The sequence below is a fragment of the Stenotrophomonas sp. Y6 genome, from assembly GCF_022436665.1.
In the GTDB taxonomy this organism is placed as follows: Bacteria; Pseudomonadota; Gammaproteobacteria; order Xanthomonadales; family Xanthomonadaceae; genus Stenotrophomonas; species Stenotrophomonas acidaminiphila_A.
Window position 1 is genome coordinate 97,663 of record NZ_JAKUKB010000004.1, and the last position, 26,809, is coordinate 124,471.

22 protein-coding genes are annotated in these 26,809 nt (G+C 70.8%); 6 read left to right on the forward strand and 16 right to left on the reverse strand.

From position 1 onward, the window contains the following. Positions 1-19: 19 nt before the first annotated feature. Positions 20-883: a protease modulator HflC gene (locus MKP15_RS06260; protein WP_056931328.1), complete on the reverse strand. Its 864-nt coding sequence runs from the start codon at positions 881-883 to the stop codon at positions 20-22. Continuing rightward, positions 880-1,989, reverse strand: a complete 1,110-nt coding sequence (gene hflK, locus MKP15_RS06265) for an FtsH protease activity modulator HflK (RefSeq protein ID WP_104939290.1) — start codon at positions 1,987-1,989, stop codon at positions 880-882. Before hflK ends, MKP15_RS06260 begins: the two co-directional genes overlap by 4 nt. Positions 1,990-2,135: 146 nt before the next feature. Between hflK and MKP15_RS06270 the strand changes: the two genes are divergently transcribed. Together MKP15_RS06270 and pilH are read left to right on the forward strand one after the other, a co-directional pair. Further along, a complete protein-coding gene (locus MKP15_RS06270; RefSeq protein ID WP_240212138.1) occupies positions 2,136-3,131 on the forward strand; it encodes a YhdH/YhfP family quinone oxidoreductase in 996 nt (331 codons plus the stop codon). A gap of 85 nt (positions 3,132-3,216) precedes the next feature. Continuing rightward, positions 3,217-3,603 carry a twitching motility response regulator PilH gene (gene pilH, locus MKP15_RS06275; RefSeq protein ID WP_054668738.1) on the forward strand — a complete coding sequence of 129 codons (387 nt, stop codon included), beginning with the start codon at positions 3,217-3,219 and terminating at the stop codon, positions 3,601-3,603. Positions 3,604-4,228: 625 nt separating this feature from the next. On the opposite strand, the gene MKP15_RS06280 is transcribed toward pilH, so the two are convergent. Together MKP15_RS06280 and MKP15_RS06285 are read right to left on the reverse strand one after the other, a co-directional pair. Continuing rightward, on the reverse strand, positions 4,229-5,128 hold the full coding sequence (locus tag MKP15_RS06280; RefSeq protein ID WP_104939291.1) for a DnaJ C-terminal domain-containing protein: 900 nt from the start codon (positions 5,126-5,128) through the stop codon (positions 4,229-4,231). Positions 5,129-5,253: 125 nt separating this feature from the next. Beyond that, positions 5,254-5,694 (reverse strand): Hsp20/alpha crystallin family protein, encoded by a 441-nt coding sequence (locus tag MKP15_RS06285; RefSeq protein WP_240212139.1) that lies wholly within the window; start codon positions 5,692-5,694, stop codon positions 5,254-5,256. A 150-nt stretch (positions 5,695-5,844) separates the two neighbouring features. Here MKP15_RS06285 and MKP15_RS06290 point away from each other — a divergent pair, with 150 nt between their 5' ends. Both MKP15_RS06290 and MKP15_RS06295 read left to right on the forward strand, forming a co-directional pair. Then, positions 5,845-6,327, forward strand: coding sequence for a peroxiredoxin (locus MKP15_RS06290; RefSeq protein WP_054667038.1), 483 nt, complete (start codon positions 5,845-5,847; stop codon positions 6,325-6,327). 31 nt (positions 6,328-6,358) lie between these two features. Further along, on the forward strand, positions 6,359-6,934 hold the full coding sequence (locus MKP15_RS06295; RefSeq protein ID WP_054667040.1) for a ferritin-like domain-containing protein: 576 nt from the start codon (positions 6,359-6,361) through the stop codon (positions 6,932-6,934). A 560-nt stretch (positions 6,935-7,494) separates the two neighbouring features. On the opposite strand, the gene pbpC is transcribed toward MKP15_RS06295, so the two are convergent. The 7 genes from pbpC to prpB all read right to left on the reverse strand — a co-directional run bounded on the left by pbpC (position 7,495) and on the right by prpB (position 21,849). Beyond that, positions 7,495-9,852 (reverse strand): penicillin-binding protein 1C, encoded by a 2,358-nt coding sequence (gene pbpC / locus MKP15_RS06300; protein ID WP_240212140.1) that lies wholly within the window; start codon positions 9,850-9,852, stop codon positions 7,495-7,497. 144 nt (positions 9,853-9,996) lie between these two features. Beyond that, on the reverse strand, positions 9,997-14,892 hold the full coding sequence (locus tag MKP15_RS06305) for an alpha-2-macroglobulin (RefSeq protein WP_240212305.1): 4,896 nt from the start codon (positions 14,890-14,892) through the stop codon (positions 9,997-9,999). A 124-nt stretch (positions 14,893-15,016) separates the two neighbouring features. Beyond that, on the reverse strand, positions 15,017-16,204 hold the full coding sequence (prpF, locus tag MKP15_RS06310; protein WP_240212141.1) for a 2-methylaconitate cis-trans isomerase PrpF: 1,188 nt from the start codon (positions 16,202-16,204) through the stop codon (positions 15,017-15,019). Positions 16,205-16,255: 51 nt separating this feature from the next. Further along, positions 16,256-18,874: a Fe/S-dependent 2-methylisocitrate dehydratase AcnD gene (gene acnD, locus MKP15_RS06315; RefSeq protein ID WP_240212142.1), complete on the reverse strand. Its 2,619-nt coding sequence runs from the start codon at positions 18,872-18,874 to the stop codon at positions 16,256-16,258. 270 nt (positions 18,875-19,144) lie between these two features. Beyond that, positions 19,145-20,305, reverse strand: coding sequence for a 2-methylcitrate synthase (gene prpC / locus MKP15_RS06320; RefSeq protein ID WP_240212143.1), 1,161 nt, complete (start codon positions 20,303-20,305; stop codon positions 19,145-19,147). Positions 20,306-20,330: 25 nt separating this feature from the next. Continuing rightward, entirely contained in the window at positions 20,331-20,930 is a 600-nt protein-coding gene (locus MKP15_RS06325; RefSeq protein WP_104939298.1) for a DUF1003 domain-containing protein, read from the reverse strand. Between the two features lie 31 nt (positions 20,931-20,961). Continuing rightward, the gene (gene prpB, locus MKP15_RS06330) at positions 20,962-21,849 is read right to left on the reverse strand and encodes a methylisocitrate lyase (protein ID WP_104939299.1); all 888 of its coding nucleotides are present in this window, start codon (positions 21,847-21,849) and stop codon (positions 20,962-20,964) included. Between the two features lie 112 nt (positions 21,850-21,961). Here prpB and MKP15_RS06335 point away from each other — a divergent pair, with 112 nt between their 5' ends. After that, positions 21,962-23,185 carry a citrate synthase family protein gene (locus tag MKP15_RS06335; protein WP_161613491.1) on the forward strand — a complete coding sequence of 408 codons (1,224 nt, stop codon included), beginning with the start codon at positions 21,962-21,964 and terminating at the stop codon, positions 23,183-23,185. A 120-nt stretch (positions 23,186-23,305) separates the two neighbouring features. Continuing rightward, positions 23,306-24,286 (forward strand): subclass B3 metallo-beta-lactamase, encoded by a 981-nt coding sequence (gene bla, locus MKP15_RS06340; protein WP_240212144.1) that lies wholly within the window; start codon positions 23,306-23,308, stop codon positions 24,284-24,286. A gap of 268 nt (positions 24,287-24,554) precedes the next feature. On the opposite strand, the gene MKP15_RS06345 is transcribed toward bla, so the two are convergent. Genes MKP15_RS06345 through pdxH form a run of 5 tightly spaced genes read right to left on the reverse strand, consistent with a single transcriptional unit; the run spans position 24,555 to position 26,806 of the window. Then, positions 24,555-24,710, reverse strand: a complete 156-nt coding sequence (locus tag MKP15_RS06345) for a hypothetical protein (RefSeq protein WP_240212145.1) — start codon at positions 24,708-24,710, stop codon at positions 24,555-24,557. Between the two features lie 9 nt (positions 24,711-24,719). After that, on the reverse strand, positions 24,720-25,007 hold the full coding sequence (locus MKP15_RS06350; protein ID WP_240212146.1) for a hypothetical protein: 288 nt from the start codon (positions 25,005-25,007) through the stop codon (positions 24,720-24,722). 43 nt (positions 25,008-25,050) lie between these two features. Then, on the reverse strand, positions 25,051-25,848 hold the full coding sequence (locus MKP15_RS06355; protein ID WP_161613493.1) for a cobalamin-binding protein: 798 nt from the start codon (positions 25,846-25,848) through the stop codon (positions 25,051-25,053). Next, positions 25,845-26,210 (reverse strand): hypothetical protein, encoded by a 366-nt coding sequence (locus MKP15_RS06360; protein WP_240212147.1) that lies wholly within the window; start codon positions 26,208-26,210, stop codon positions 25,845-25,847. The genes MKP15_RS06355 and MKP15_RS06360 overlap by 4 nt, the downstream gene beginning before the upstream one ends. Further along, complete coding sequence (pdxH, locus tag MKP15_RS06365) at positions 26,207-26,806, reverse strand: pyridoxamine 5'-phosphate oxidase (RefSeq protein WP_161613494.1); 600 nt, start codon at positions 26,804-26,806, stop codon at positions 26,207-26,209. The genes MKP15_RS06360 and pdxH overlap by 4 nt, the downstream gene beginning before the upstream one ends. Between the last annotated feature and the right edge of the window lie 3 nt (positions 26,807-26,809).

Sequence of the window (26,809 nt, forward strand, 5' to 3'; positions counted from 1 at the left end):
GGGCGGCGCGGGCCTGGGCTCAGCGGTCGTTCTTGAGGTACTGCAGGAACGGGTCGTTCTTGTCCAGCACGATCACGCCGTTGCCGTCGGTCATGGAGGCGCGGTAGGCCTCCAGGCTGCGGTAGAAGGCGTAGAACGCCGGGTCGGCCGAGCCGGCCTTGCCGTAGATGGCGGCGGCCTGGGCGTCGCCCTCGCCGCGCAGCTGCTGGGCGTCGCGCTCGGCTTCGGCCACCAGCACGGTGCTTTCGCGGTCGGCCTGGGCGCGGATGGTGAGCGACTGCTCCTCGCCTTCGGCGCGCAGCTTGGCCGCTTCCTGCTTGCGCTGGGCGCGCATGCGCTCGTAGACGTCGGTGATCACCTGGCTGTCGGTGGGCAGGTCGATCTGCTTGATGCGCAGGTCGATGATCTGCATGCCCAGCGTCTTGACCGCCTCGTTGATGCCCTGCAGCTGCCCGGCAATGAGCTCGCCGCGGTCGCCGGACACCAGCTGCTGCAGGGTGCGGGCGTTGATCTGGTTGCGCAGCGAGTCGGTGATGATCGGCGCCAGGCGGGCGTTGGCCACCTTGCCGTCGCCGCCGGTGGCGCGGTAGTAGGCGCGCACGTCGGAGATGTAGCCGATGGCGAAGAAGTCGACGCTCACGTCCTTCTGCTCGGCGGTGAAGTAGCGCGCCGGGGCGGTGTCCAGGACCTGGAAGCGGCGGTCGAACACGCGCACCGTTTCCACCAGCGGCACCTTGAAGTGCAGGCCGGGCTTGATGTCCGAGCGCACCACCTTGCCCAGGTTGAGCACCATGGCGGTCTGGTCTTCGCGCACCACGTACACCGAGCCCAGCAGGCCCAGCAGCACGGCGACCAGCAGGCCGATCACAAGGGAATTCTTCATCGGCCGGCCTCCTCACGGTTTGCCGAGCGCGAACCGGAACGGTCCGCGTTGCGAATGCTGTCGGTGGCGGCCGGCAGCGCCGGCACCGCCATTTCCGGGGTCAGTTGCGGGGCGTTGGCGGTCTTGCCGGCGTCGGCCGGCATCGGCACGTAGATCAGCTGGCGGCCGTCGCCGCCGATGACCTTGCGGTTCTCGGCCAGCACGTCCTGCACGGTTTCCAGCCACAGGCGCTTGCGGGTGACTTCCGGGGCGTTCTTGTATTCGGCCTGCAGCAGGGTGAAGCGGCGCGCGTCACCTTCGGCGCGGGCCACGATGGCCTGCTTGTAGCCTTCGGCGGTGGTGCGCGCGCGCGAGGCCTGGCCGCGCGCTTCGGGCACCACCTTGGCGGCGTAGGCCTGGGCTTCGTTGATCAGCCGTTCCTTGACCTGCTGGGCGCCGTTGACCTCGTCGAAGGCCGGCTTCACTTCTTCCGGCGGGCGCGCGTCGGGCAGGGTCAGGCCGGTGACCACCAGGCCGGTGCGGTAGGCCTTGAGCGAGGCTTCCAGGCGCTGTTCGGCGGCCACGGCCAGCGGGCCGCGGTTGTTGAGCACGGTGTTGAGGTCGGCACGGCCCACCTGCTCGCGCACCGCGCTCTGCGCCGACTGCTCCAGCACCTGGTCGGCGTCGATGGTGCCGAACTGGTACAGGCGCGGGTCGTCCACGCGGTACTGCACGTTCAGCGCCACGTTGACGATGTTCTCGTCGCGGGTGAGCACCGGCACGTTGCTGCTGAAGGTCTTGATCTGGGTGGCGTTGACCTTGACCACCGATTCGATCGGCCACGGCAGCTTGAAGTTCGGGCCCGGCTGCAGGATGCGCGAGAACTGGCCGAAGCGCAGCACCACGCCGCGCTGCTGTTCGCCGATCAGCTGGAAGCTGGACAGCAGCACCAGCAGCGCCACGCCCAGCAGTACCCAGCGCCAGATGCCGCCGTCGAACAGGTCGCGCAGCGGGCCGGGCAATCCGCCCCATCCGCCGCCGCCATTGCCGCCGCGCGGCGAGCGCGATCCGCGCCGGTTGTCGGCGGGGCCGCCACTATCGTTGCCGCCAGGTGTGTTCCAGGCCATGCATGCTCCATCTGTCAGGGCCTGTCCGCGGGGCGTTCCCGCAGTCCTGGCCGTGGTCAATCGAATCCGGATTCTACTAGATGGGGCAGACCTGACGTTTCGCAACCGCTATCTTGGTTGTCTCCCGTTCCGCCGCAGGCCATGCCATGTCCGCCCCCGCCCCGTTCACCGCCTTCCGCATCCACAACGACGACGCCGGCTACCGCGCCGGGCTGGAGCAGGTCGCCCTGGACCAGCTGAGCCCGGGCGAGGTGGTGGTGCGCGCCCGCTGGTCCTCGGTCAACTACAAGGACGCGCTGGCCGGCACCGGCCAGGGCAAGATCCTGCGCCGGTTCCCGCTGGTGGGCGGCATCGACGTGGCCGGCGAGGTAGTGGCCTCCCGCGACCCGGCCTTCCGCGAGGGCGATGCGGTGCTGGCCACCGGCTGCGGGCTGAGCGAAACCCGCGACGGCGGCTACAGCCAGCATGTGCGGCTGGAGTCGAAGTGGGCCATCCCGCTGCCGGCCGGGCTGAGCCTGCGCGAGGCCATGGTGCTGGGCACGGCCGGGTTCACCGCCGCGCTGGCCCTGCTGCGCATGACCGACAACCGGCAGACCCCGGCGCACGGCCCGCTGGCGGTGACCGGCGCCACCGGCGGGGTCGGCTCGCTGGCGGTGGATATCTTCAGCCGCGCCGGCTTCGAGGTGCACGCCATCAGCGGCAAGGCCGAAGCCAGGGACTACCTCACCACGCTCGGTGCCACCCAGGTGCTGGGCCGCGAGGCGCTGGCCACCACCCGGCCAATGGAATCGGCGCGCTTCGGCGGCGGCCTGGACAATGTCGGCGGCGCCATGCTCACCAGCCTGCTGGCGCAGACCGCGCCCTACGGCAACGTTGCCTCGGCCGGGCTGGCCGCCAGCGCGGAACTGGACATGACGGTGATGCCGTTCATCATCCGCGGCGTGTCGCTGCTGGGGGTGGCCTCGGCCGGCACCGCGCGCGACATCCGCGAACAGGTGTGGCAGCACCTGGGCGACGACTGGAAGCCCCGCCACCTGGACACCATCTGCACCCGCGAGGTGGGCCTGGACGGGTTGCCGGAGGTGTTCGCCACCATGCTGGGCGGCGGCTCGTTCGGGCGCACGCTTGTGCGGATCGACTGAATGCGGCGCCGCGCGCGGCGTGGCGGGTTGCTTCGCATCGCAGCGGGCACGACACTATGGCCGCGACATCATCTTGGGGAAGAACGTGGCGCGTATTCTGATCGTGGACGATTCGCCGTCGCAGCTGCTCGGCATCCAGCGCATCGTCGAAAAACTGGGGCATGAAACCTTCACCGCCACCGACGGCGCCGCCGGCGTGGAAGCGGCCAAGTCGGTGCTGCCCGACCTGGTGCTGATGGACGTGGTGATGCCCAACCTCAACGGTTTCCAGGCCACGCGCACGCTCAAGCGCGAGGCCAGTACCGCGCACATCCCGGTGGTGCTGGTGACCACCAAGGACCAGGACACCGACCGCCTGTGGGGCATGCGCCAGGGCGCCAAGGCCTACATCACCAAACCGTTTTCGGAAGACGAGCTGTCCGAGGTGATCGCGCGGGTGTTCGAAGGCGGCGGCGACGCGCCAGAAGCCTGATCTGTGGATGGGGCGGCTCGCCCCGCATGCTGTGAATGTGGGCTTGCATCGCACGCTGCCCCTGTAGATGCGGGGCTTGCCCCGCATGCGGCTTCCCCCGGCAAGGCCCCGTGTGGGGCAAGCCCCACACCTACGACGCCGTGGCCCCGACCTGATACTGCCAGGCGGCGACGTTCCCGAAACCTGCTCTGTGGATGCGGGCCTCGCTCCGCATGCTAGATACGAGGCTTGCCCCGCATGCTGTGAATGTGGGCTTGCATCGCACGCTGCCCCTGTAGATGCGGGGCTTGCCCCGCATGCGGCTTCCCCCGGCAAGGCCCCGTGTGGAGCAAGCCCCACACCTACGACGCCGTGGCCCCGACCTGATACGGCCAGGCGGCGACGTTCACGAAACCTGACCAGTGGATGGGGGCCTCGCTCCGCATGCGCGATACGAGGCTTGCTCCGCGTGCTGTGGATGCGGGCATGCACCGCACGCTTACCTGTAGATGCGGGGCTTGCCCCGCATGCGGCGTTCCCCGGCAAGGCCCCGTGTGGGGCGAGCCCCACACCTACGGGGCCGTGGCCCCGGCCTGATACCGCCACAGGGGCGCCCTCACGGGCCGCGCCTGCCGCTGGCGATACGTCAGATTTTCTCGCCGAAGGCCTTGGCCAGCGCGCGGTAGGCCTTCTGCTGGGCCTCGTTGGTCGCCACCGGGGCGATCACTTCCAGCTCCACGATCTGGTCACCGTCGGGCTTGCCCGGCAGCCCGCGGCCGCGCAGGCGCAGCTTGCGGCCGCTGTCCGAGTCGGCCGGCACCTTCAGCTCCACCGCACCGCCCAGGGTCGGCACGCTGATGCTGGTGCCCAGCGCCGCCTGCCAGGGGGTGACCTGCAGGGTGTAAAGGATGTTGCGGCCGTCCACCTCGAACTGCGGGTGGGCGGCGTATTCCACTTCCAGCATCAGGTTGCCGCCACCGCTGCCCTGCCCGGCCAGGCGGATCACCTGCCCGGGGCGGATGCCCTTGGGCACGCGCACGTCCAGCTGGCGGCCATCGACGTTGATGCGCAGCGTGTCGCCGTTGTAGGCCGCCTCCAGCGGCACCGACAGCTTGGCGCGGGTATCGCGCGTGGGCTGCGGCCCGGCGTTGCCACCGAAACCGTCGAATCCGCCACGCGCACGGCCGCCCCCGCGCTGGCGCGCGAACAGGCTTTCGAAGAAATCGCTGAATCCGCCGCCGGCACCGGCGCCGCCGAACACTTCCTCGAAGTCGAAGCCCTGGCCGCCGCCGAAGTTGGGCGGCGCGTGGAACTCCTCGCCGGGCCGGTAGCCCTGGGCGCGCAGCTGGTCGTAGGCCTGGCGCTTGGCCGGGTCGCGCAGCGCCTCGTAGGCTTCGTTGACGGCCTTGAACTTCTCCTCGGCGCCGGCTTCCTTGCTCACGTCCGGGTGGTACTTGCGCGCCAGCCGCCGGTAGGCGGTCTTGATTTCGGCATCGCCGGCCGTGGGCTCCACGCCCAATGTCGCGTAGTAATCCTTGAATTCCATCCAGACACCCTTTCGGAAAGAGTCGGGCCCGCCGCCTTGCGGCGAACGGGCCGATACGGGTTCGGCTGCCGCCGTGGCGCCATTCTAGCGGGCCACGGCGGTGCCGATGTGTGCGCGGCGCGTGCTTACGCGGTGCCGCCGGCGCTGGCCACCTGGATGCGGCGCGGCGCGGCTTCGGCGCGCTTGGGGATACGGATTTCCAGCACGCCGTCACGGCTGCTGGCGACGATGCCTTCGGCGTCGGCGCTGTCGGGCAGCGCAAAGCGGCGTTCGAACGTGCCGTGGCGGCGTTCGATGCGCGAGAAGTGCGGGCCTTCCACCGGCGCCGGCGCGCGGCGCTCGCCCTTGATCGACAGCACGCCCTTGTCCATCTGCACCTCGATCGAGGCCGGATCCACGCCCGGCAGGTCGGCGTGCAGCACGAACTGCGTGTCCTGTTCGCGGATGTCCACGGCCGGCACCCAGCTACCGGCCGGTGCGGCGTCGCCGGGCATGTCCAGCAACGGGGCGAGCAGATGGCGGATATCGGACTGGGTCGGCCACTGGCGGTAACGTACGATGCTCATCATCTCCTCCTGCAGGGATGCGGGCGGGCGGCCGGAATGGCGCCCTGCGCCCATGCACGGGAAATGCTGCGTGAAGGCCGCGCTTTCAAGCCGTTGACGCGGCCCTCAACCCCCACTCACTAAACTTCGATTCAGACTCTGGAGAAGCCCATGACCATCCACGTCGGCGACCGCATCCCGGAAGTGACCCTCAAGCGCATCCGCGAGGGCATGGAAACCATCGACACGCAGGCGCTGTTCGATGGCCGCAAGGCGGTGCTGTTCGCGGTGCCCGGTGCGTTCACCCCGACCTGCTCGGCGCGCCACCTGCCCGGCTACATCGAGCGCTTCGAGCAGTTCCGCAGCCGCGGCATCGACGTGTTCTGCATGGCGGTGAACGACCCGTTCGTGATGCAGGCCTGGGGCAAGGCGCAGTCGGTGCCGGACGGGCTGCTGATGCTGTCCGACGGCAATGGCGACCTCACCCGCGCCCTGGGCCTGGAAATGGACGCCAGCGGATCGGGCATGGGCATGCGTTCGCGCCGTTTCGCGCTGTACGTGGACAACGGCATCGTGCGCGCCGTGCACGTGGAGGAACCCGGCAATTTCGAGGTGTCCTCCGCCGAGTACGTACTGGCCCACCTTCCGGAGTAGCGATTCCCTTCCACCAAGGAGCACGCCCGCCATGAGCAAGCAGCCCGCCAGCAAGAAAGCCATGACCGTCCCGGCCAGCGGCATCAGCGACCGCAAGACCCTGCGCGCCAACGCGCGCAAGAGCATCGAGGACGGCGCGATCACCCCGACCTATGCCGCCGACCGCAAGATGGTGATCAAGCTGCTCAACGACGCCCTGGCCACCGAATGGGTGTGCGTGCTGCGTTATTACCGCCACTACTACATGGCCAAGGGCATGCTCGCCGATGCGGTGAAGGCCGAATTCCTGGAGCACGCGCAGCAGGAGCAGGCGCACGCCGGCATGCTGGCCGAGCGCATCGTGCAGCTGGGCGGCGAGCCGGACTTCAACCCGGACACCCTCACCGCCCGCGCCCACGCCGAGTACAAGGAAGGCGGCAACCTGCGCGACATGGTGCGCGAGAACCTGATCGCCGAGCGCATCGCCATCGACAGTTACCGCGAGATGATCAACTTCGTCGGCGACAAGGACACCACCACCAAGCGCATCCTCGAGCAGATCCTGGCGCAGGAAGAAGAACACGCCGACGACTTCGCCGACCTGCTCGACGGCTGGATCGGCGAGTAACCGCGGCGAAACGCGCCCTGGCGCTTTGCGCGGAAGAGCGTGCGAGGCAAGCCTCGCACCTACGTGGGCACATCGCGCAACGTGCCGCGCGCCGGGCGGAGGGGCCTGCAGGCGCCGGCGGCGGGCGCCGCGGCGGCCAACCATGAAGCACATGCCGTGGCTGGATCGTCCAATGGCACCGTAGGGCCTCCCTTGGACTGTGCGATGGCATCGTAGGTGCCGTAGCGGCCGAGGGCATCGTAGGTGCCGGGCTTGCCCGGCACAGGGGCCTTCCCGATATCGGTCACGAAGAGCGTGCGAGGCAAGCCTCGCACCTACGCGGGCACATCGCGCAACGTGCCGCGCGCCGGGCGGAGGGACCTGCAGGCGCCATCGGCGGCCAGCCATGGAGCGCAATGGCACCGCAGGGCCTTTCTTGGATCGTCCAATGGCATCTGGACGCCGGAGCGGCCGAGGGCATCGTAGGTGCCGGGCTTGCCCGGCACGGGGGCCTTCCCGATATCGGTCACGAAGGGCGTGCGAGGCAAGCCTCGCACCTACGCGGGCACATCGCGCACCGCTCAGTGCGCCACGCGGAAGCGGATGCGGGTCCAGGCACCGTCCGCGGCCAGTGCGGTGAGGCTGTGCTCGCCCGGCTCATCGAAGTCGCGCACGAACGCGCGCGCGCCTTCGGTCTGCGCGATCCAGCGCCCGTCCAGCAGCCACTGCACCGTGGTTTCGCTGCCGATCGCCCGTATCTGCAGGCGCGGGCCGTGCGCCGCGCCCGGCGCGCGCGCCACGGTGGCGCGGTCGGTGAGTCCGTCGATGTGCAGGGCGGCATCCTTGCCGCGGCCGTCGTCGGGGCAGTCCGGCGCCAGCGGCGGCAGCTGCTGCGCCTGGCGCTGCGCCTGCGACAGCCACGGCGATGCCAGCGCCGGCCAGCGCGCGACTTCGCGCGCCTGCCGCTGCGGGTGGCCCTCGCAGCCGGCCGACAGGCGCTGGCCGCTGCGCGCATCCACCTCGAAGCGCACTTGCCCGGACTGCCACAGCCGCGCATCGCGCTCGGCGAAGGTCGGCGGCACGGTGCCATCCAGCGCCAGCGCGTCGAGCCGCCGCTGGCACAGCGCCGGCGGCGTGTCGGTGGCGGCCAGGCCCAGCGGCCAGCACACCGCCACCTCGCCAACGCTGGCCGGCATCGGCGGCGTGTCGCTGTCGCCGGGCTGGCGCGGCAGGCTGTCGATCACTTCGAACATCAGCGGCAGCGCGGTGACCGCGCCGTACTGGCCGGGCAACGGCGTACCGTCCGGGCGCCCCACCCACACGCCGACGGTGTAGCGGCGGGTGCTGCCGATCGCCCAGGCGTCGCGGTAGCCATAGCTGGTGCCGGTCTTCCACGCCACCGGCGGGCGGCTGCCGGTGTCGAAGGTGCCCAGCCCGTAGCCGGGGCGCGGGTTGGACTGCAGGATGTCGCGCACGATCCACGCCGCGCCCGGCGACACCAGCCGGCGTTCGATGCGCGGGTCGTCGGGGGTGTAGCGCACGCGCCCGGCGATGCCCTGGCGGTTGAGCGCGGCGAAGGCGCCGACCAGGTCCTCCAGGCGCGCGCCGGTGCCGCCCAGGATCAGCGCCAGGTTGGGCTGCACCCCGTGCGGGAAGCGCAACTTGATGCCGGCGTTGCCCAGCCGCGCGGCGAAGCGCGACGGGCCGACGCGGTCGAGCAGGTCCACCGCCGGTACGTTCAGCGACAGCCGCAGCGCGGTGGCCGCGCCGACCGGGCCGTTGAACGCGGCGTCGAAGTTGCCGGGGCGGTAGCCGCCGAAGCTCTGCGGCGCATCGACCAGCAGGCTTTCGGAATGGATCAGCCCGTCGTCCAGCGCCATGCCGTACAGGAACGGCTTGAGCGTGGAGCCGGGCGAGCGCCAGGCCTGCACCATGTCCACGTGGCCCAGCCGCGCCTTGTCGGCGAACGCCACCGAACCGACGTAGGCGCGCGCTTCCAGGGTGGCGTTGTCCATTACCAGCAGCGCGGCGGAGGTGCGCTCGGGCAACTGCGAGAAATACGCGGCCACGCGCTCTTCCAGGGTGCGCTGCAGACCGCTGTCCAGGGTGGTCTGGATGTGCGCCGCGCGCGGTTGCGCACTGCGCAGCCGCTGCGCCAGCAAGGCCGCGTGCAGCGGCTGCTGCAGCGAGCGTGCGACCACTGGCTCGATGCGCGCATCGGCCACCGCTTCGTCCGACCAGGCGCCCAGCTCGGCCATGCGCGCCAGCACCTTGTCGCGGGCGCGGCGCGCGGCCTCGGGGTGGCGGTCCGGGCGCAGCCGGCTCGGCGACTGCGGCAGCACCGCCAACAGCGCGGCTTCGGCATGCGACAGCCGCGCCGCCGGCTTGCCCAGGTAGGCCCAGCTGGCCGCTTCCACGCCTTCGATGGTGCCGCCGTAAGGCGCGCGCTCCAGGTACAGGTCCAGGATCTGCGCCTTGTCCAGGTGCGCCTCCAGCTGCAGCGCGCGCAGCAACTGCTTGGCCTTGCCCCAGGGCGTGCGCGTGTGCGGGTCGAGGATGCGCGCCACCTGCATGGTCAGGGTGGAGCCGCCGGAGACGATGCGGCGCTCGGCCAGCATCTGCCCGCCGGCGCGCAGCAGCGCCCACGGATTGATGCCGGGGTGCCGGCGGAACCAGCGGTCCTCGTAGGTCAGCAGTGCCTGCAGGTACAGCGGCGAGACGGTCTTCGCATCGGCCGGGTAGCGCCACACGCCCTGCGCATCGGCGAAGGCGCGCAGCGGCGTGCCGTCGCGGGCGACGACCAGGGTACCGGTGTCGCGTGCGGCCGGCAGCGGCGGCGGGAAGGCGATATCCAGCACCAGCAGCAGCGACAACAGCGCCACCGTGCCCCAGCGCAGCCATGGCAGCAGGCGCCGCAAGCGCCCGCGCGGCGGCCGCATCGCCGGATCAGTGCCGCGTTCGACGCCCGCGCCCGCGGCGGGCGCGGGAGCGGGAGGTACCGGAGTGCGGGGTGCGGCGCTCGCCATCCATCATCCATTCATTGCCGCGCGGGCACGCGCAGTGGCACGTGCCCGCGGTGATCGTCATGGCTGCACGACGGTGATCGTGGTCGGGTTGGACCGGCCCACGCCGCGCAGCTCGGGACGGTACATGTCCTCGGCCAGCGGCGGCGGCACGGTGTAGGTGCCCGGGGTGACCGCGCGCACCAGGTAGAACACCCGCGCGGTGCTGCCGCGCGACAGGTTCAGCGCGGCCACGTAGCGGTCGTCGCGGAACTCCTCGTGCTTGGCATCGGCCGCACCGCCACGGTCGTTGATCTGGATGCCGTCCACCACCACGTCGGCCCACTGCCTGGCGTCGCCGAGGTTGAAGTTCTCGATCTCCAGGCCGGCCGGCAGCAGGTCGGTCAGCAGCGCGTCGGGCATGGCGGTGTTGGCGGTGACGCTCAGGCGCACGATCAGCGCCTCGCCTTCCTTCAGCGGCCGCGGGGTCCACGGCTTGCCGTCGGTGGTGAACCAGGCGCGCTCGATGCCGATCACGCTGTTGTCCGGCGCCGGCGCCTGCCGCGGAATGCCGGCCACTTCCAGGCTGGCGAACATCGGCGCCTGGCCCTGCGGGGTGAAGCGCACGCCCTGCGCCAGCTGCGTGGCGTCGAACACCCGCGCGAACAGCTTGCGCGCGTCGATGGCTTCGCGCGCCTGGCCCACCGCCAGTTCACCGGAGACCAGCTTCTTCTGGTCGGCCATCAGCGCCTTGCCCAGCCGCGCCAGCGCCACCTGCTCCTGGGTGCTCAGCCACAGCCAGCCGGCGTTGCGGCGCGCGTCCAGTTCGCGGCCCAGGCTGACCGCGCGTGCGTCGTACCCGGGCTTGGCCAGGCCACGCTCGTGCAGCAGCGCGATCATCAGCGCGTCGTCGCGCAGCGGGCTGCCGTAGTCGCCGAAATACGCCGGGCGGTCCTTGCCGGCCATGCCGAAGCCGGCGGCGATGGCGGCCTGGCCGCGCTTGCTGTCGCCCTGCAGCGACAGCGCCACGCCCAGGTGTACCAGCGACAACCCGGTCACCGCCTTGCCGCGCTCGTTGTCGTACAGCGCGCGCAGCGTGCCCAGCGGGGCGCGGTTGACCCGCGCCAGCACGTAGCCGGAATACGCCTGGTTGGCGAACTTCAGTGCCTCGCGGCGGTCCTGGCCGTAGAACTGGTTGCCGCCGCTGAGCAGGTCCTCGCTGATCCGGTTCAATGCCTTCTGCAGCACGTTGTCCGGCACCGCGAAGCCGGCATCCTTGGCGTCGAGCAGGAACTCGGCGATGTACGGGGTCAGCGCCGGGTTGACGTAGTCGTCGCTGCCCCACATCGAGAAGTTGCCGTTGGCCACCTGCATCGAGGCCAGTCGCCCGAACGCGCCTTCCATGCGCTCGCGGCGGGCCTTGGCGTCCAGCCCGTCGGCGCCGAGCATGGCCGAGGTGGCCTGGTCCAGCAGCAGTGCCGCATAGCCCTTGCTGGTGGTCTGTTCGGCGCAGCCGTAGGGGTAGTTCAGCGCGCCCTGCAGGGCCGAGGCGAACGGGATCGGCGGCAGCGGGCTGACCAGCATGCGCGCACTGACCGAACCGGCCATCAGCCCGCCGGCGAAGGCGCTGTCCAGGGTGACCGGCGCCAGCGGGTCGAGCGTGCGGGTCTGCGCGCGCAGCACCTGCGGCCAGGCCGCGCGCACCGGCAGGTCGTAGCGGCGGTCGACCTTGAAGCCGTTGCCGTCCACCCGTACCCGCACCTTGGCCACGGTGTAGCCCTCCTGCGCGCTGAGCGGGAAGCTCAGGGTCTGCTTGGCGTCGGCGGCCAGCTGCAGCCGGCGCGCGGCCTCGCCGATCGCCAGCGGGCCCTCGCCGTCCACCCGCACCGTGAACTCGCCGGGCTTGCCGGTGAAGTTCTGCACGTCCAGGGTCACCGTGCTGCGGTCGCCGGGGGCCATGACCCGCGGCATGCTGGCCTCGGCCAGGATCGGCGCGCGCACCACCGTTTCCACGTCGCGGTTGCCGTAGCGCGTGTCCGAATACACCAGCGCCGACACCCGCAGCGTGCCGTTGAAATCCGGCACCGGCAGGGTGATGCGGGCGTTGCCCTTCGCGTCGAGCGCGACCGGGCCGGAGAACAGGTCCACGGTCTGCACCCGCGCGGTCGGGCGCCGCGCCTGCGGCAGCGCCTGCAGCGCCATGTCGCCGCCGAACTTGAGCTTGCCGCTGTTGCCCTCGAAGCTCTCGATCACCCGCCCGTAGATGTCGTAGGCGTCCACCCCCAGGCGGCGCTGCGCGAAGAAATGCGCGTTGGCGTCGGGCACCGCGAAGCGGGTGATGTTGAGGATGCCCACGTCCACCGCCGAGACGGTGACGTGCGCCGGCTTGCCGGCCAGCTCCGGCGCGCTGACGGTGACCGTCATCGGCTGTTCGGGGCGCATCTGCTTCGGCGCCACCAGGCCCACCGCGATGCGGCGGTCACGGCGGTCCATCGGCACGTGCGCCACGCCCACGGCGCGCGCCGGGGTGATCTTGCTGGACGCGCTGCCACCGCGGAACACCAGCGCGGTGACGTAGACGTCGTGCCGCTCCCAGTCCTGGGTGACCGGAATCTCGAAGGTGCTGCCCGGCTTGGCCTCGATGTCCTGCACGTACAGCATGCGGTCGCTTTCGACCATCAGCACGCCCCGCCCGGCATGCGGCGGGGTCAGGGTCACCTTCAGCGTGTCGCCGGCCTTGTAGCCGGTCTTGTCCAGGGCCAGCTTGACCTTGTCCGGGCGCGCGTCGAGCCCGCGGTTGTCGTCGTTCCAGCTCCAGCCGGCACGGAACGGGTAGCGCATGGTCAGCCCGGTGGCCGGGTCGAACACGTCCACCCGGTATTCGCCCCACTCCACCGGGAAGTCGAACCGGGCGGCGGTGGCGCCGACATCGAGGGTGCGGGTTTCCTTGTTCTCGAAGCGGCGTGTGAAATCGTAGTCCCAGCGGTTGTCGGTGAAGGTCCAGTGGTAGTCGCGCAGTTCGCGCACCAGGGTGACCTTGAGCCCCTTGGCCGGCTGCGGCTTGCCGTCGGCATCCACGCGCTGCAGCTCGAAACGCGCGTTGGCGTTGGCGTCGGCGCCATCGGTGTCGCTGAACAGCGGGCGCACCGCGACCAGCGCCGGTGCCGGCCACAGCACGCGCTTGAGGGTGCGGGTGACGGTGCGGCCGCCGGTCTCGTAGACGCTGGCCGAGACCAGCGCCGCCACCGGCGTACCCTTGCCGACCTCGTCCGGCAGGGCGATGTCCTGGCGCAGCCGGCCGTCGCTGGGCAGGGTGGTGTCGATCACGTCGCTGGCGTCGCGCGGCAGGCTCACGGTCGGGTCGCCGAAGAACCAGCCCGGCATCGATTCCAGCGGGTGCTGCTCCACCGCCACCGCCAGCCGGGCGGTGAAGCGGTTGCCGTCGGCCGGCGCGCCGTACAGGTACGCGGCGTCGGCCTGCAGCTTCAGCGGTTCGCCCGGTTTGAGCGTCTTCTGTGCGCTGTCCAGGTCCAGCTTCATGCGCTCGGGCAGGAATTCCTCGATGCGCAGGGTCAGACCCTGCACGGCCTCCTTGCTGGCCGGGTCGGTACGGAACTCGACCTGCCAGCGGCCGGTGGGCGCCTCGGCCGGGATCGCCTGCTCGAAACTGAAATAGCCCTGCGCGCCCGGCTGCAGGCGGGTTTCGCGGAACACCTTGCCGTCGGGCTGCTTGAGCCGTAGGAACACCGGTTGCGCGCCCTTGTCCGGCGCGGTCACCGGCTTGCCGTCGTTGTCGCGCAGCAGCGCCGACACGCGCACCGTCTCGCCGGGGCGGTACAGGTCGCGGCCGGACCAGGCGAACACGTCGAACCATGCGTTCTGGCGCCCGGCCACGGCGAACTCGCTCAGGTCCAGCGCCGGCTGGTTGAACGGCAGCATCGTGGTGTCGGCACCGCTGCTGGCCACCAGCACGTGCGCGGCGTCCAGGGTGTAGTTGAGCAGCGCGTTGCCGTTGGCGTCGGTCTGGCCCTTGAGGATGGTCTCGCCCTTGCCGTCGAGCACCCGCAGCTCGACCTTCTTCAGCGGCGCGCCGGAGGCCAGCGAGGCGGTGTGCACGAACAGCTGCTCCTTGTAGGCGCGGGTGTGCAGGCCGATGTCGCTGACGGTGAAGAAGGCGGTGTCGTACTCGCCCTCGAAACTGCCGGCGCGCTTCATCACCGCGAAGTACAGGCCCGGCTGCTGCAGCTCGCGGATCTCCTGGATCGGCAGGTAGGTCAGCACCCGTTCGTTGGGCTTGCCGCCGAGCACGAAGCGGTTCAGGTAGACCGGCTCGGCCAGCTGCGAGATCGGCGTGTGCTCGCCGTAGTCGCTGTCCAGCTCCCAGCTGCCGCGACGGCCGCCGCGCTGGTACTGGCTGAAGAAGCTGGGCAGGTTCTTCTCGCCCACGCGCAGGAATTCGACGTCCACTTCCGGCACGTTGACCGACACCACCGGCAGGCCGCGGCTCTCGCGCGCCGGCAGCACGCTGCCCTGCGAGGCGAAGCCGGCGGCCGGCTTCAGTTCGCCGGTGAACACCTGCTGGCGCACTTCGCGGCCCAGGCGGCTGCCGTCGGCGGCGAGCAGGTCGGCCGAGACGACCAGGGTGTAATCCTTGGCCGCCTCGACGTAAGGGTAGCGCAGGGTCTTGCCGTCATCGGACAGTGACCAGCTGCTGTCCTCGGTGCCGACCTTTTCCTCGAAGCGCAGCAGCTTGTCGAAGTCCTGGGTGCCGACCAGCGGCTGCGAGAACTCCACCGCCAGCGACAGCCCGTCGCCGCCCTTCTGGTCGGGCCACACGCGCACCAGGGCGAAGCCCTTGACCTCGTCACGCTTGGCCTGGATCGCCTCGCCGCTGGCGCCGGGCAGCTGCCCGGTCTCGTTGCGCTTGCAGCCGACCAGCATCGCCAGCGCCACCAGCGCGGCGGCGCCCCAGCGCATGTGCTTCCACTTCCTGTTGCCCATGGCGTTCTCCTGCAGACGCGGCGAGTATAGCCGCCGCCCGGGAACCCCTCGTGTGCGCGACGGCACGCCTGCGGTGGCGTGCCGGCTGCGCCCGGACCTTTCAGAACGTGTCGCCGGGCACGCGTACCGCGCCCTCCATCAGCACCCGCGCCGAGCGCGACATCACCGCCTTGGTCACCGTCCACTGGCCGTCGACCCGGGCCACCGCGGCGCCCACCCGCAGGGTGCCGGAGGGGTGGCCGAAGCGCACCGCCTCGCGCTGCCCGCCGCCGGCGGCCAGGTTCACCAGCGTGCCCGGCACGGCCGCGGCGGTGGCGATGGCGACCGAGGCGGTGCCCATCATCGCGTGGTGCAGCTTGCCCATCGACAGGGCGCGCACGTTGAGGTCGATGTCGGCGGCGGCGATGTGCTTGCCACTGGAAGCGACGTAGTCCCTGGCCGGCGCGACGAAGGCGACCTTGGGCGTGTGCTGGCGGGTGGCCGCTTCTTCCGGCGTCCGGATCAGGCCCATGCGCAGCGCGGCGGCCACGCGGATGGCCTCCAGCCGGACCAGCGCCGCCTTGTCCTCATTGATCGCCGGCTGCAGTTCGGTGCCGTCGTAGCCCAGCGCGGCGGCCTCGACGAACACGGTGGGAATGCCAGCGGTGATCAGCGTGGCGCGGAATGTGCCGACGCCGGGCACGTCGAGCTCATCGACGAGATTGCCGGTCGGGAACATGGAACCGCCCTCGCCTTCGTCGTCGGACGGATCGATGAACTCCAGCACGATCTCCGCCGCCGGGAAGGTGACGCCATCCAGTTCGAAATCGCCGGTTTCCTGCACCTGCCCGTCGCGCACCGGCACGTGCACGATGATGGTCTTGCCGATGTTGGCCTGCCACACCCGCACCGCCACGGTGCCGTCGCGCGGGATGCGCGCGGCCGGGACGAAACCGTTGGCGATGGCGAACGGCCCCACCGCGGTGCTGAGGTTGCCGCAGTTGCCCGACCAGTCGACGAACGCGCTGTCGATGGAGACCTGGCCGTACAGGTAGTCGACATCGTGGTCCGGCACCGAGGCCGGGGCGATGATCACGCACTTGCTGGTGCTCGACGTCGCCCCGCCCATGCCGTCGGTCTGCTTGCCGTACGGGTCGGGCGAACCAATCACGCGCATCAGCAGCGCGTCGCGCGCCGGGCCGGGCACCTGCGCCGCTTCCGGCAGGTCCTGCAGGCGGAAGAACACGCCCTTGCTGGTGCCGCCACGCATGTAGGTGGCGGGAATGCGGAGTTGCGGGAGAAATGCCATGGAACGGTTCCTTGCGATGAAAGACGGCCCGTTGCCGGGCCGTCGGGGGTATCAGGCCACCCGGGCGCCTTCCAGGAAATCCTGGGCGAAGCGCTGCAGCACGCCGCCGGCCTCGTAGATGGCCACTTCCTCGTCGCTGTCCAGGCGGCAGGTCACCGGCACCTCGACAGTGCTGCCGTCGCGGCGGTGGATCAGCAGGGTCAGGTCGGCGCGCGGGGTACGCTGCCCGGCCACGTCGAAGGTCTCGGTGCCGTCGATGCCCAGGGTGTTGCGGTCGGTGCCCGGCTTGAACTCCAGCGGCAGCACGCCCATGCCGATCAGGTTGGTGCGGTGGATGCGCTCGAAGCCCTCGGCGACGATCGCTTCCACGCCGGCCAGGCGCACGCCCTTGGCCGCCCAGTCGCGCGAGCTGCCCTGGCCGTAGTCGGCACCGGCGATGATGATCAGCGGCTGCTTGCGCGCCATGTAGGTCTCGATCGCTTCCCACATGCGCATGACCTTGCCTTCCGGCTCCACCCGCGCCAGCGAGCCCTGCTGCACGCTGCCGTCGGCGTTGCGCACCATCTCGTTGTAGAGCTTGGGGTTGGCGAAGGTGGCGCGCTGCGCGGTGAGGTGGTCGCCGCGGTGGGTGGCGTAGGAATTGAAGTCCTCTTCCGGCAGGCCCATCTTCGCCAGGTACTCGCCGGCGGCGCTGGACGGCAGGATCGCGTTGGACGGCGACAGGTGGTCGGTGGTGATGTTGTCCGGCAGCACCGCCAGCGGGCGCATGCCGCGCAGCGTGCGCTCGCCGGCCAGCGCGCCCTCCCAGTACGGCGGGCGGCGGATGTAGGTGCTGCGCGGGCGCCAGTCATACAGCGGGCTGACCGGCGCGCCATGCTCGACGCGCACGTTGAACATCGGGTTGTAGACGCTGCGGAACTGTTCCGGCTTGACCGCGGCCTTGACCACCGCGTCGATCTCGGCGTCCGACGGCCAGATGTCCTTCAGCCGCACTTCGTTGCCGTCGGCGTCGATGCCCAGCACGTCCTTCTCGATGTCGAAGCGCACGGTACCGGCGATGGCGTAGGCGATCACCAGCGGCGGCGAGGCCAGGAACGCCTGCTTGGCGTAGGGATGGATGCGGCCGTCGAAATTGCGGTTGCCCGACAGCACGGCGGTGGCGTAGAGGTCGCGGTCGATGATCTCCTGCTGGATCGCCGGATCCAGCGCACCGCTCATGCCGTTGCAGGTGGTGCAGGCGAAGGCGACGATGCCGAAGCCCAGCTTTTCCAGCTCGGGCAGCAGGCCGGCCTCTTCCAGGTACAGCTGCACCGCCTTGGAACCGGGCGCCAGCGACGACTTCACCCACGGCTTGCGCACCAGCCCGCGCGCGTTGGCGTTGCGCGCCAGCAGGCCGGCGGCGATCACATTGCGCGGGTTGGAGGTATTGGTGCAGCTGGTGATGGCGGCGATGATCACCGCGCCGTCGGGCATCAGGCCCCGGGCTTCCTCGCCCCTGCCGCTTTCCAGCTTGGCTTCGTCGGCGATGCCGCGCTCGGCCAGCTCGGACACCGGCAGGCGCCGGTGCGGGTTGCTCGGGCCGGCCATGTTGCGCACCACCGTGGACAGGTCGAAACGCAGCACGCGCTCGTACTGCGCGGTGGCCAGCGCGTCAGCCCACAGCCCCGTGGTGCGCGCGTAGTTTTCCACCAGCGCCACCTGCGATTCCTCGCGGCCGGTCAGGCGCAGGTAATCGATGGTCTGCTGGTCGATATAGAACATTGCCGCGGTGGCGCCGTACTCCGGACACATGTTGGAGATGGTGGCGCGGTCACCGATGGTCAGCGCCGCGGCACCCTCGCCGAAGAACTCAAGGTAGGCGCCGACCACGCGCTCCTTGCGCAGGAATTCGGTCAGCGCCAGCACCACGTCGGTGGCGGTGATGCCCGGCTGCGGCCTGCCACTCAGTTCGACACCGACGATGTCCGGCAGGCGCATCCACGAGGCGCGGCCGAGCATCACGTTCTCCGCCTCCAGGCCGCCGACGCCGATGGCGATCACGCCCAGTGCGTCCACGTGCGGGGTGTGCGAATCGGTGCCGACGCAGGTGTCCGGGAACGCTACCCCATCCTGCACGTAGACCACCGGCGACATCTTCTCCAGGTTGATCTGGTGCATGATGCCGTTGCCCGGCGGGATCACGTCCACGTTCTGGAACGCCTGCTTGGTCCAGTCGATGAAGTGGAAGCGGTCCTCGTTGCGGCGGTCCTCGATGGCGCGGTTCTTGGCGAACGCGTCCGGGTCGTAGCCGCCGCACTCCACCGCCAGCGAGTGGTCGACGATCAGCTGCACCGGCACCACCGGGTTGACCTTGGCCGGGTCGCCGCCCTTTTCGGCGATGGCGTCACGCAGGCCGGCCAGGTCCACCAGCGCTGTCTGGCCGAGGATGTCGTGGCACACCACGCGCGCCGGGAACCACGGGAAATCCAGGTCGCGGCGGCGCTCGATCAGCTGCCTGAGCGAATCGCCGAGCGCGGCCGGATCGCAGCGGCGCACCAGGTTCTCGGCCAGCACGCGCGAGGTGTACGGCAGGGTGGCGTAGGCGCCGGGGGCGATGGCATCGACCGCCTCGCGGGCGTCGAAGTAGTCCAGCGCGGTGCCGGGGAGTTGCTTGCGGTGATCGGTGTTCATGGCGGGCCTGTGAGGGTCTGGGCTTGCTGTCGTGGCGGGTGGGCTGGCGGCTGCGCCGAGCCGCCGCACCCCGGAGAATCCGAAGGCTGCCCTCCCCGCCTGCGGGGGAAGGTGCCCGAAGGGCGGAGGGGAACCCTGGCGTTGCCTGTCGATCTTCGTCCACCCGCACGAAGCCGGGCGTACGCGCCAGCCGCTTCCCCTCGCCCGGCCCTTCCCCCGCGTGCGGGAGAGGGGCCTGGTCTTCCGCACGCGGAAGACGCGATGCGCGGCTTACGCGCGCTGGTCCAGCGGCACGAAGGCCTGGTCTTCCGGACCGGTGTAGTTGGCGCTGGGACGGATGATCTTGCCGTCGATGCGCTGCTCGATGATGTGCGCGCTCCAGCCGGCGGTGCGCGCGATCACGAACAGCGGGGTGAACATGGCGGTCGGCACGCCCATCATGTGGTAGCTGACGGCGCTGAACCAGTCCAGGTTCGGGAACATCTTCTTGATGTCCCACATCACCGTTTCCAGGCGCTCGGCGATGTCGTACATCTTCATGTTCTGCTGCTCGGCTGACAGCTCGCGCGCGACCTCCTTGATCACCTTGTTGCGCGGATCGGACACGGTATAGACCGGGTGGCCGAAACCGATCACCACTTCCTTGCGCTCCACCCGCACCTTGATGTCGGCCTCGGCCTCGTCCGGCGTCTCGTAGCGCTTCTGCACCTCGAACGCGACTTCGTTGGCGCCGCCGTGCTTGGGCCCGCGCAGCGCGCCGATGCCGCCGGTGATGGCGCTGTACATGTCGCTGCCGGTGCCGGCGATGACGCGGCAGGCGAAGGTGGAGGCGTTGAACTCGTGTTCTGCGTACAGGATCAGCGAGGTGTGCATCGCCTTGACCCACGATTCGCGCGGCTGCTCGCCGTGCAGCAGGTGCAGGAAGTGCCCGCCGATGGAGTCGTCGTCGGTCTCCACGTCGATGGCGCGGCCGTTGTGGCTCCAGTGGTACCAGTACAGCAGCATCGAGCCGAGGCAGGCCATCAGCTTGTCGGCGATGTCGCGCGCGCCCGGGTGGTTGTGGTCGTCCTTCTCCGGCGACACGCAGCCCAGCACCGACACGCCGGTGCGCATCACGTCCATCGGGTGCGCCGACGGCGGCAGCTCCTCGAGCGCGGCCTTGACCGCGGCAGGGATGCCGCGCAGCGCCTTGAGCTTGGCCTTGTAGGCGCGCAGCTCGGCCTGGTTCGGCAGCTTGCCGTGCACCAGCAGGTGGGCGATTTCCTCGAACTCGCTGGTGTTGGCCAGGTCCAGGATGTCGTAGCCGCGGTAATGCAGGTCGTTGCCGCTGCGGCCGACGGTGCACAGCGCGGTGTTGCCGGCGGCGGTGCCGGACAGGGCGACGGACTTCTTGGGCTTGAAGGCGGGCGTGGCGGTGGTCTGTTCTGACATGGTCTTCTGCCTTTCGAGGGAAGGTTTACGGTTGTTTCTGCGGCTCGTCGCCGGGCGCCGTGGTGGCGCGTTCCAGCAACCGCTGCAGCATTTCGATCTGGCGGTTCTGCTGTTCCACCAGCAGCGCCCATTCGCGGGTGCGCAGCAGGTCCAGCTTCTCGTGGATCTGCAGCACTTCCAGCTCCGCTTTCACGTTGACCTGGTAGTCGTTCTCGGCACGCATGCGGTCCACCGCCGCCTGCCGGTTCTGGCTCATCATGATGATCGGCGCCTGCACCGCGGCCAGGCACGACAGCACCAGGTTGAGCAGGATGTAGGGGTACGGGTCGAACGCCCGGGCCAACAGGAAACTGTTGACCACCATCCACACCACCAGCACCACGCCGAAGCACAGGATGAAGGTCCAGCTGCCGCCGACTTCGGCGACGCGGTCGGCGACCCGCTCGCCCAGCGTGCGCGACTCGTGCAGTTCGCGGCGCACGTTGCGCGAGACCCGCCCGCCGGAGATGAAGCGTTCGACCACCACCCGTTCCTCGGGCGTGAGCTGTTCCAGGTCGCGCTGCAGCAGGCGCCGCGCGGTATCGCGGCGGTCGACGCGGGTGCGGTGGGAGGACGGGGTCGCCATGGCGGGTATCAGGTGGCCGCAGGGACGGCCATCATGCGCCCTTCTGCGCGAATACCTTGTCCAGCTGCGCCTCGAAGGCGTGGTAGCCGATGCGGTCGTACAGCTCCTCGCGGGTCTGCATGGCATCGACCACGCCACGCTGGTGGCCGTCGCGGCGGATCGCCTCGTACACGTTCTCGGCGGCCTTGTTGGCGGCGCGGAACGCCGACAGCGGGAACAGCTGGATGGCGACGCCGGCCGTGGCCAGCTCGTCGCGGCTGAACAGCGGGGTCTTGCCGAACTCGGTGATGTTGGCCAGCACCGGCACCTTCACCGCGTCGACGAAGCGGCGGTAGGTGTCCAGGTCGTAGGCGGCCTCGGCGAAGATGCCGTCGGCACCGGCCTCGACGCAGGCGATGGCGCGCTCGATGGCCGCGTCCACGCCTTCCATCTGGATGGCGTCGGTGCGGGCGATCAGGAAGAAGTCCGGGTCGGTCCTGGCGTCGGCGGCGGCCTTGACCCGGTCCACCATCTCGCCCTGCGACACGATTTCCTTGCCCGGGCGGTGGCCGCAGCGCTTGGCGCCGACCTGGTCTTCGATGTGGCAGGCGGCGGCGCCGGCCTTGATCAGCGACTTCACCGTGCGCGCGATGTTGAACGCGCTCGGGCCGAAGCCGGTGTCGATGTCCACCAGCAGCGGCAGGTCGCACACGTCGGTGATGCGGCGCACGTCGATCAACACGTCTTCCAGGGTGTTGATGCCCAGGTCCGGCAGCCCCAGCGAGCCGGCCGCGACGCCGCCGCCGGACAGGTAGATGGCCTTGTAGCCGGCGCGCTTGGCGAGCAGCGCGTGGTTGGCGTTGATCGCACCGATCACCTGCAGGGGCTTTTCGGCGGCCAGGGCGGCGCGGAACGCGGCGCCGGCGGAGGAAACGGACATGGCGGGACTCCTGGTATGGCGGCGGCGAGAGCGCCGTTCCGCGATGGCGCACAATCTGGCACCATCCAAACCATTGATCAATCTTGATTCAAACAATCAACATATCGAGCCCATGACCGAACCCGCCGACCCCGAACTGATCCCCGCCAGCGACGCCTGCGCCCTGCTCGGGATCAGCCCGGCCACGCTGTACGCCTATGTCAGCCGCGGCCAGCTCAGTTCGCGGCCCGGGCCGGACCCGCGCAGCCGGGTCTACCTGCGCGCCGAGGTGGAGCGGCTGGCGCAGCGCAAGCGCGCCGGCCGCGGCGCGGCGCGTGGCGCGGCGCAGAGCCTGGACCGCGGCCTGCCGGTGCTGGAAACGCGGATCTCGCTGATCCGCCCGGACGCGCCGTACTACCGCGGCCGCTCGGCAGTGGCGGCGGCGCGCGGCGGCGCCACCCTGGAAGACATCGCGCGGCTGCTGTGGGACTGCGAGGAACAGGATCCGTTCGCCGCGGCGCCACCGCCGGCGTGGCCGCCGCGGGTGGCGGCGCTGGCGCTGGACGCAGCGCTGCCGCCGCTGGAACGGACCATGGCCTGCATCCCGCTGCTGGCGCTGGAACAGCGGCAATCGCTCAACGCCGCCGCGCCGGTGCGGCGCGAGGTGGCGGCGATGCTGCTGCGGCAGAACGCCGCGCTGCTGGTGGGAGTGCAGCCCGACGCGCGCCCGGTGCACCGCCTGCTGGCCGATGCGTGGCAACCCGGCGATGCCGGCTTCGCCGAACTGGTGCGCTCGGCGCTGGTGCTGTGCGCCGACCACGAGCTGAACGTGTCGGCGTTCGCCGCGCGCGTGGTCGCCTCCACCGGCGCGCACCTGCACGCCACCGTCAGCGCCGGCCTGGCCGCGCTGTCCGGGCCGCGCCATGGCGGTGCCACCGCGCGCGCGCATGCGCTGCTGCTCGATGCCGAGGCCAGCGGCGCGCCGGCGGCGTTCATCGCCGAACGCTGGCGCCGCGGCGACGAACTGCCCGGCTTCAACCACCTGCTCTATCCCGATGGCGACCCGCGCGGCGGCGAGATGCTGCGCCAGCTGCGCGCGCTGTGCGGCGGGCAGCCGCGCATGCGCCACGTCGAGGCGGTGCTGGCGGCCACCGCCGAACACAGCGGCCAGCACCCGAACATCGACGGCCTGCTGGCGGCGATCTGCTACGTGCACGGCCTGCCCGGCGCGCATGCGCTGGTGATGTTCGCCGCCGCGCGCCTGACCGGCTGGCTGGCGCACGCGCTGGAACAGCAGGCACTGGGCACGCTGATCCGCCCGCGCGCACGCTACACCGGGCTGGCGCCGGGGCGCTGACCGCGGCGAAGGCACCCAGGCATGCAGGCAGCTCATGCCTGCCGCAGCTTATTCGCGTTGGTCGCGCGCGCGCGGCCTGCCTATCCTGCGGCAGCGCTTTCCAACCTGCAGATGACCGTGATGCCCCCAGTCCTGCGGCGGCCCTGCCGCCTTGCCGTACCCGCGCTTGGCCTGGCGCTGCTGGCCGGCTGCCCTGCAACGCCGCCACGCGCGCCGGCGCATGTGGCGGCCGCCCTCCCCGCCACCCACGCCGCGCCGGCGACGTCCACCGCCCCCGGCGCGCGCGACTGCCCGCCCAGCGACAGCGCCATGGACGACTGGAATGAACCCGCGCCGCCGCGCCGCATCTTCGGCAACACCTGGTACGTGGGCACCTGCGGCCTCACCGCGCTGCTGGTCACCTCCGACCAGGGCCACGTGCTCATCGACGGCGCCACCGCGCCGGCCGGGCCGTTGATCGAAGCCAACATCCGCGCCCTGGGCTTCGACCCCGGCGACGTCAAGTACCTGCTCAATTCGCATGAACACTACGACCACGCGGCCGGCCTGGCCTACCTGCAGCAGGTGACGGGCGCGCCGCTGCTGGCGCGCGCGCCGGCGGTCAACACGCTGCATACCGGGGTGAGCGACCGCAGCGACCCGCAGCAACTGGAATTCGACACCGGCTTTCCGGCGGTGCCGGTGGTGCGCACGCTGGCCGACGGCGACAGCGTACGGGTCGGCGCGCTGGCGCTCGTCGCACACGCCACCCCCGGCCACACCCCGGGCGGCACCAGTTGGACCTGGCGCAGCTGCGAAGGCACGCGCTGCCTGGACCTGGCCTACACCGACAGCGTCAGCGCACTGTCCGACCACCAGTACCGCTACAGCGACCATCCGGCGATGGTCGCCGCCTTCCGCCGCGGCCTGGACACCCTCGCCGCCCTGCCCTGCGACATCCAGATCACGCCGCACCCGCTGGCCAGTGACCTGTTCGCGCGCCTGCGGGGCACGGGCGGCAAACCGCTGGTCGACGCCGGGGCATGCAAGCGCTACGCCCAGAGCGGGCGCGCCAATCTGGAGAACAGGCTGGGCGATGAAGCCAGCGGCCTGAAACCGTGAGGCCGGACCCGCAGCTTGATGCCGGCAGGAAGACGGGCCGCGGTGGGGGCTTGCCCCGCCTGGTGCCCCGTCGGTAAAGCCCGTGCGGGGCAAGCCCCGCACCTACGCGTGACGCTGCGCCCAGCGCTGGATGATGGCGGCAATCGCCTGCACGCCGTCGGTCAGCGCCACGGCCCCCTGTTTGATGCCGGCAGGAAGACGGGCCGCGACAGGGGCTTGCCCCGCCTGGTGCCCCGTCGGTAAAGCCCGTGCGGGGCAAGCCCCGCACCTACGCGTGACGCTGCGCCCAGCGCTGGATGATGGCGGCGATCGCCTGCACGCCGTCGGTCAGCGCCACGACCCCCTGCTTGATGCCGGCAGGAAGACGGGCCGCGATGGGGGCTTGCCCCGCCTGGTGCCCGTCGGTAAAGCCCGTGCGGGGCAAGCCCCGCACCTACGCGTGACGCTGCGCCCAGCGCTGGATGATGGCGGCGATTGCCTGCATGCCGTCGGTCAGCGCCACGGCCCCCTGTTTGATGCCGGCAGGAAGACGGGCCGCGGTGGGGCTTGCCCCACCTGGTGCTCCATCGGTAAAGCCCGTGCGGGGCAAGCCCCGCACCTGCGCTTGACGCTGTGCCCAGCGCTGGATGATGGCGGCGGTCGCCTGCACGCTGCCGGTCAGCGCCGCAGCCCCTTGCTTGATGCCGGCAGGAAGACGGGCCGCGATGGGGGCTTGCCCCACCTGGTGCCCCGTCGGTAAAGCCCGTGCGGGGCAAGCCCCGCACCTACGCGTGACGCTGCGCCCAGCGCTGGATGATGGCGGCAATCGCCTGCACGCCGTCGGTCAGCGCCGCCGGCCCGGGCTGCAGGATCAGCGGCGACTTGATCTCGTGCAGCTCGCCGTCGCGCACCGCCTGGATCGCCGCCCAGCCCGGGCGCGCGGCCACCCGCTCGGGGCGGAATTTCTTGCCGCACCACGAGCCGATGATGATCTCCGGGTCGCGCGCGATCACCGGCGCGCCATCGGCGAGGATCCGCGCCCTGGCCAGGGGCTCGCGCGACAGCTCGGGAAACACGTCGATGCCGCCGGCGATCTCCACCAGCTCCGCGCCCCACTGGATGCCGGTGATGATCGGTTCGTCCCACTCTTCGACATAGACCCGCGGCCGCCGCGGCAACCGCGCCGCCTGCGTGGCGATGGCGTCCAGCCCGCGCTGCAGCTCGCCGGCATAGGCGTCGGCGCGCGCGGCCACGCCGACCAGTGCGCCGAGCCGGCGGATGTAATCGAGGATGCCGGCGACGCTGCGGTGGTTGGCGATCCACACCTCCACCCCGCGGCGGATCAGTTCGGCGGCGATATCGGCCTGGATGTCGGAAAAGCCGATCGCCAGGTCGGGCCGCAGCGCGAGGATCTCCTCCACCTTGGCGCTGGTGAAGGCACTGACCTTGGGCTTGTCGCGGCGCGCCTGCGGCGGGCGCACGGTGAAACCGCTGATGCCGACGATGCGGTCCTGCTGGCCCAGCGCGTACAGGGTCTCGGTCGGCTCCTCGGTCAGGCAGACGATGCGGCGTGGCCCGGTCATGGCGCGGCGAACTCCAGCGCCTCGACGAACACCGCCGGGCTGGTCCACGGGTGGTGCGCGGCAATGCCGTGGTCGAGTACCCGCTGCAGCCGTTCGCGGTCACCCGGCACGCCGCGCGGCAGGCAGAACTCCAGCCGCACGGTGGGTTCGCTCACCAGCTCGCCGACCTCGCCCACCACGCAGGCGGTACCGGGCAGCACGCGGAACTGTTCCCGCCCCGGTGCCGACTCCCACATGCCCTGGGCATAACCGCCGGCGGCCAGGTCGTCGACCGCGAGGATGCCGCGCTTGAGCGCCTGCAGGTGCGCCGGCGGCACGAACACGGTGATGCGATGGACCGGATGCAGGCGCAGCCGGCTCACGGGTACAGCAGCCGCTTGCTCCAGGCACCGGCGGCGTCGGCCTCGTAGCACCAGCGCTCGTGCAGGCGGAAGGTGGCGCCGTACCAGAACTCGATGCGCTGCGGGACCACGCGGATGCCGCTCCAGCCGTCCGGGCGCGGTACGTCGCGGCCCTCGAAACGCGCCTCGAAGTTGCGCAGGCGCTCGTCGAACTCCTCGCGCGAGCCCAGCGTCTGCGACTGCATCGACGCCCAGGCGCCGATCTGGCTCATGCGCGGGCGCGACGCGAAGTAGGCGTCGGCCTCGGCCGCGGACACCAGTTGCGCGTCGCCGTCGATCCGCACCTGGATGCCGGCCTCGCGCAGGCTGCGCCACAGGAACAGCAGCGCCGCCTGGCGGTTGGCGTGCAGCTCGCGGCCCTTGCGGCTGTCCAGGTGGGTGTAGAACACGAAACCGCGCTCGTCGAAGGCCTTGAGCAGCACGGTGCGCGCCGATGGCCGGCCATCGACGTCGGCCGTGGCCACGGTCATCGCGCTGGGCTCGATTTCATTGCTGGCCTTGGCCTCCTCGAACAACTCGGCGAAGGTCGAAAGCGCTTCTGCGTACAGATCGGTCATGGC

Coding starts and splice junctions, on each gene's coding strand:
- MKP15_RS06260 (WP_056931328.1), bottom strand. CDS start 883: ATGAAGAATTCCCTTGTGATCGGCCTGCTGGTCGCCGTGCTGCTGGGC.
- hflK (WP_104939290.1), bottom strand. CDS start 1,989: ATGGCCTGGAACACACCTGGCGGCAACGATAGTGGCGGCCCCGCCGAC.
- MKP15_RS06270 (WP_240212138.1), top strand. CDS start 2,136: ATGTCCGCCCCCGCCCCGTTCACCGCCTTCCGCATCCACAACGACGAC.
- MKP15_RS06280 (WP_104939291.1), bottom strand. CDS start 5,128: ATGGAATTCAAGGATTACTACGCGACATTGGGCGTGGAGCCCACGGCC.
- MKP15_RS06285 (WP_240212139.1), bottom strand. CDS start 5,694: ATGAGCATCGTACGTTACCGCCAGTGGCCGACCCAGTCCGATATCCGC.
- MKP15_RS06290 (WP_054667038.1), top strand. CDS start 5,845: ATGACCATCCACGTCGGCGACCGCATCCCGGAAGTGACCCTCAAGCGC.
- MKP15_RS06295 (WP_054667040.1), top strand. CDS start 6,359: ATGAGCAAGCAGCCCGCCAGCAAGAAAGCCATGACCGTCCCGGCCAGC.
- pbpC (WP_240212140.1), bottom strand. CDS start 9,852: ATGCGGCCGCCGCGCGGGCGCTTGCGGCGCCTGCTGCCATGGCTGCGC.
- MKP15_RS06305 (WP_240212305.1), bottom strand. CDS start 14,892: ATGCGCTGGGGCGCCGCCGCGCTGGTGGCGCTGGCGATGCTGGTCGGC.
- prpF (WP_240212141.1), bottom strand. CDS start 16,204: ATGGCATTTCTCCCGCAACTCCGCATTCCCGCCACCTACATGCGTGGC.
- acnD (WP_240212142.1), bottom strand. CDS start 18,874: ATGAACACCGATCACCGCAAGCAACTCCCCGGCACCGCGCTGGACTAC.
- prpC (WP_240212143.1), bottom strand. CDS start 20,305: ATGTCAGAACAGACCACCGCCACGCCCGCCTTCAAGCCCAAGAAGTCC.
- MKP15_RS06325 (WP_104939298.1), bottom strand. CDS start 20,930: ATGGCGACCCCGTCCTCCCACCGCACCCGCGTCGACCGCCGCGATACC.
- prpB (WP_104939299.1), bottom strand. CDS start 21,849: ATGTCCGTTTCCTCCGCCGGCGCCGCGTTCCGCGCCGCCCTGGCCGCC.
- MKP15_RS06335 (WP_161613491.1), top strand. CDS start 21,962: ATGACCGAACCCGCCGACCCCGAACTGATCCCCGCCAGCGACGCCTGC.
- bla (WP_240212144.1), top strand. CDS start 23,306: ATGCCCCCAGTCCTGCGGCGGCCCTGCCGCCTTGCCGTACCCGCGCTT.
- MKP15_RS06355 (WP_161613493.1), bottom strand. CDS start 25,848: ATGACCGGGCCACGCCGCATCGTCTGCCTGACCGAGGAGCCGACCGAG.
- pdxH (WP_161613494.1), bottom strand. CDS start 26,806: ATGACCGATCTGTACGCAGAAGCGCTTTCGACCTTCGCCGAGTTGTTC.